The sequence below is a fragment of the Paenimyroides tangerinum genome, assembly GCF_003865405.1.
Taxonomy (GTDB): domain Bacteria; phylum Bacteroidota; class Bacteroidia; order Flavobacteriales; family Flavobacteriaceae; genus Flavobacterium; species Flavobacterium tangerinum.
This window is the reverse complement of sequence record NZ_RQVQ01000086.1, coordinates 1-3,519: the sequence shown is the minus strand read 5'-3', so window position 1 is coordinate 3,519 and position 3,519 is coordinate 1. Positions and strand designations below refer to the sequence as shown.

The 3,519-nt window shown below is 28.8% G+C and carries 3 protein-coding genes and 2 pseudogenes; 3 read left to right on the top strand and 2 right to left on the bottom strand.

The annotated features are described in order from the left end of the window. Positions 1–77 precede the first annotated feature (77 nt). From EG240_RS16145 to EG240_RS16140, 3 genes and pseudogenes are all read left to right on the top strand, one after another. Positions 78–437, top strand: a complete 360-nt coding sequence (locus EG240_RS16145; protein ID WP_125020358.1) for a S8/S53 family peptidase — start codon at positions 78–80, stop codon at positions 435–437. Between the two features lie 70 nt (positions 438–507). Continuing rightward, positions 508–771: pseudogene (locus EG240_RS17045) on the top strand (S8 family serine peptidase); the annotation flags it as partial. Between the two features lie 12 nt (positions 772–783). Next, a complete protein-coding gene (locus tag EG240_RS16140; RefSeq protein WP_317127029.1) occupies positions 784–1,509 on the top strand; it encodes a T9SS type A sorting domain-containing protein in 726 nt (241 codons plus the stop codon). A 74-nt stretch (positions 1,510–1,583) separates the two neighbouring features. Here EG240_RS16140 and EG240_RS16135 read toward each other — a convergent pair. Both EG240_RS16135 and EG240_RS16130 read right to left on the bottom strand, forming a co-directional pair. Next, positions 1,584–2,472 (bottom strand): annotated as a pseudogene (locus EG240_RS16135) (IS982 family transposase). Between the two features lie 348 nt (positions 2,473–2,820). Then, the gene (locus EG240_RS16130; protein ID WP_125020356.1) at positions 2,821–3,228 is read right to left on the bottom strand and encodes a helix-turn-helix domain-containing protein; all 408 of its coding nucleotides are present in this window, start codon (positions 3,226–3,228) and stop codon (positions 2,821–2,823) included. Positions 3,229–3,519 lie beyond the last annotated feature (291 nt).

Here is a 3,519-nt window from a genome sequence, read left to right as displayed (position 1 = left end):
ATTTGAACATCTAAATTCCAGTCAGTTAGCTTTGTATTAATAATCGAATTCAGGTTAATAATGTTTTTGCAAAAGGTATGGCTCCTAATGCTGATTTATGGGCTAATACTTGGGACAATGATTTGACTGAAATGACGCTTCAAGCTGCGCAAGGATTGTTAGTTTCTAATCATTCTTATAGTATCAATAATCGCAGTTATGTAAATTTACCAGGTTTTTTCGGCAGGTATACTACTCTTTCTAGAGGAATTGATGCTTTAACTTTTATTGCGGATATGTATTTGCCTGTTCTTTCAGCTGGTAACGATCGTAATGGAATTTATGTTAGTGGAAATTTAGTGATGTTAAATCCAGCTAAATCAGGTTTTGATTTATTAACCCATGAGATGGTTGCCAAAAAAAACCATTGTAGTTTCAGCAATTTATGGTATAACTAACTATGTAGAAGAGCCAAATGGTTCTAACAATGTTGTTATGTCAGTTTTTAGTCAATGAGGACCAACTGATGATTTTAGAATTAAACCTGATATTTCAGCTAAAGGACTTAATGTATATTCGTCTACTGGAACTGGAATCGCAAATTATTCAGTACTAAGTGGTACTTCTATGGCCGCGCCTTCTGTGACCGGAGTTTTTAGTTTATGGCAGGAAATACATAGATTTTATTGGTCTTCCTCAAATTCAAATTCAGGATTTATGAAAGCTACCTCTTTAAAAGCTTTAATGGCTCATTCTGCTAGTGAAGCTGGTGAGAATGAAGGACCGGATGCAAAATTTGGTTGGGTGTTAATTAATGCCGAAGAGGGGGCAAAGTTGTTAGAATTAGCAAGTCAACAGAAAGCAGTGTTTGAAGAACATAATTTATTAAACCATCAACAAATTGAGTATGATTTATATCACGATGGTACTGAGGCTCTATTAGCTACAATATGCTGGACAGATCCTGCTACAAATCCCGTCGTGATCTCGGAGTCAATAATTCCTGTTTTAGTAAATGATCTAGATTTAAGAATTATAAATTCGAATACAAATGAAATATATTATCCATGGCGAATTAATAAATCATGGTCTAATATCTACACAACTAAGGGGGATAATGATGTTGACCCAATTGAACAAGTGGTATTGCCTGCTTTAGCTCCTGCTGGTAATTATAAGGTTAGGATAACTCATAAAGATGAATTAGTTGGTAATAGTCAAAAATTTAGTTTAATTGTTTCCGGTGGTATTACGGAGTTTAGTTATTCTTTAGATGCAAAAAAAAGTGAATTTGATAAAATAATAATATTTCCTAACCCAACTTCTGATTTAATATACCTGACTAATTTTAATTATGATTCAATTGAAATATATGATTTAACAGGTAGTCAATTTTCTATTAATTATTTTAATGATTTAGCTTTTATTAAGCTCGATTTAACTTTTCTTGATAATGGAATTTATTTATTAAAAGTACTATGTTTTCTAAAGTGTTTAAAATTGTTAAAAAACAACAGTGGTTTTTGTTAAAGTTTTTATGTTAAATATTTTTTTATATGTTTAAATTTATAGTGTTGTTTATTATAATTAACCGTTGGTTGTAATTAAATTGATTGATTTTTAATATTGTTTATTGGTCTATCAAAGACGAACTTATTGATATATTGTACCAATGTTAATGCTGTTATTTTTGCCAAAATTCTTGTTTTAAAACCTTTAAAAGTTTTAGTATAATTGTTTCTAATCCTCAACTGGTCGCATAGTTGTGAAAATAATGTTTACTCTTTTTTTTATTTATTATTAAGGAATTTGTGATGTGCTTCGCAGTTCAATTCTTTTCCTTGATTTCTTAAAAGATATGAGGTTGTGGTTTATAATCTTTCTGATTAGCTCTTTTTGGTGTTTCTAATTTGATATTTACAGTTTGAAACAAATCTAATTGAATTCTTTGAGATAAGTACCCTCTATCTCCAAGTACTACTCAGTCAGACATTTGTTGTTTTATTTTTTTTAAAAAATGATCATCGTAAACTTCTGCTTTTGTAATATCTAATGAATAAAAATTTCATTTATAGAACAAACACTATGTAATTTATATTCGTAAAACTAATTGTTTTGAGAGGCTCAAAATCCTTTTGAAGGAGCTGTTTCAAATTCATTTTTTCAGATTTTAATTCTTCTATGACGTGCAAATTTGCAAATCTTTAACGGCATATTATCAACGATCAAATAATCTTAAAATTCTAAAAATCTAGAAGCTAATTTGTTCTTACTTCTTCTAAAAAGAAAAACAATTTTCGTCTTCGTTTATTGAACTGACTTCGCTCAATTAAATTGGATATTTGTTCCTTACTAATCGATTTAAATAAAGAATTTTCGCTGTCAATTGACATAAATTCAGCAGTTAAAGTCAATACGACCACTTTTAAATCAGATATTTTGTTTCCTGCCGATATTCGATTTATTCTCTAATTTACAATCTAAAGAATTTATAACTTCTAAAACTTAAAAATAATTTTTCACTATATTCGACATAGATATTGGTTTGTTTGGTGAATTCAAGATGTTGAATTTTAGCTTCTTGATCAATTTCTAATCAATCTATTTTACTGTAAATAATTAGACCCAACGTGTTAACTTAGAATCAATTTAAACCACACACCGAAAATTTTTCTAAATTCCAACTGTATAGATACTCCGTAGATAAAGCATTGCAAAGGCATACATAGTGCATAAACTACATTGTCTATAAAATGATCTAAAAACAGAAAAATCGACTATTTATTTCATAAATAGCCGATTTTTTTACTTTTACAATTAAACTAGTTTAAATACTAAAATCTATTTTTTTAATAGTTGTTCTACGTAAGCTAATTTTTCCTTTTCAGCAGCTAACAAACGCTCATATAATTTCTTATTCTCATCATACGCCTCAACCAATTTATCTAAAGGATTGAAGGTAGGATGATAATTTACATTATTAGTAAATGGACTATCATGAAAAGTGTTATTAGTAATAATATTCATAATTTTTTCATCTGAATATTCTTTAATGGCTTGGGTAGGTACTTCTAGGGCTTTCGCAATATCGTCAAGTTTCGTATCTTCCAAATCAGCTGTGTTTTCAAGTACCGACATTTTTTGTTGGCTAATACCTAAAAGTTCAGCTAAAGTTTCTTGTTTCATTCCCTTCATTTCTCGTATCCGACTGATATTGCGTCCTAAATGCTTTTTTTGTGTCGTTTCCATAAGCCTAAATTTAGTAAATTCAAATATAAGCTATTTTCTTAAATCATTCAACTTTTTTATTTCTTTTTCCTTTTTTTCAACTCCGAAATTCCCCATTTCTTAAATGTTTTCCATTGAAACTTAAAGTAGACAACCTAAATTTTTAAGTGAATAATATAGCATTAAAAGGTGTTCATTGAAAGTATTGATAGAATATTTAATAAAGTCAAAATCTCGATATACAGCATAATGGATATGCAAACAAAAAGTACAGTATAAGTTAAGCTACATTTTTGTAAACATTATTTAAGT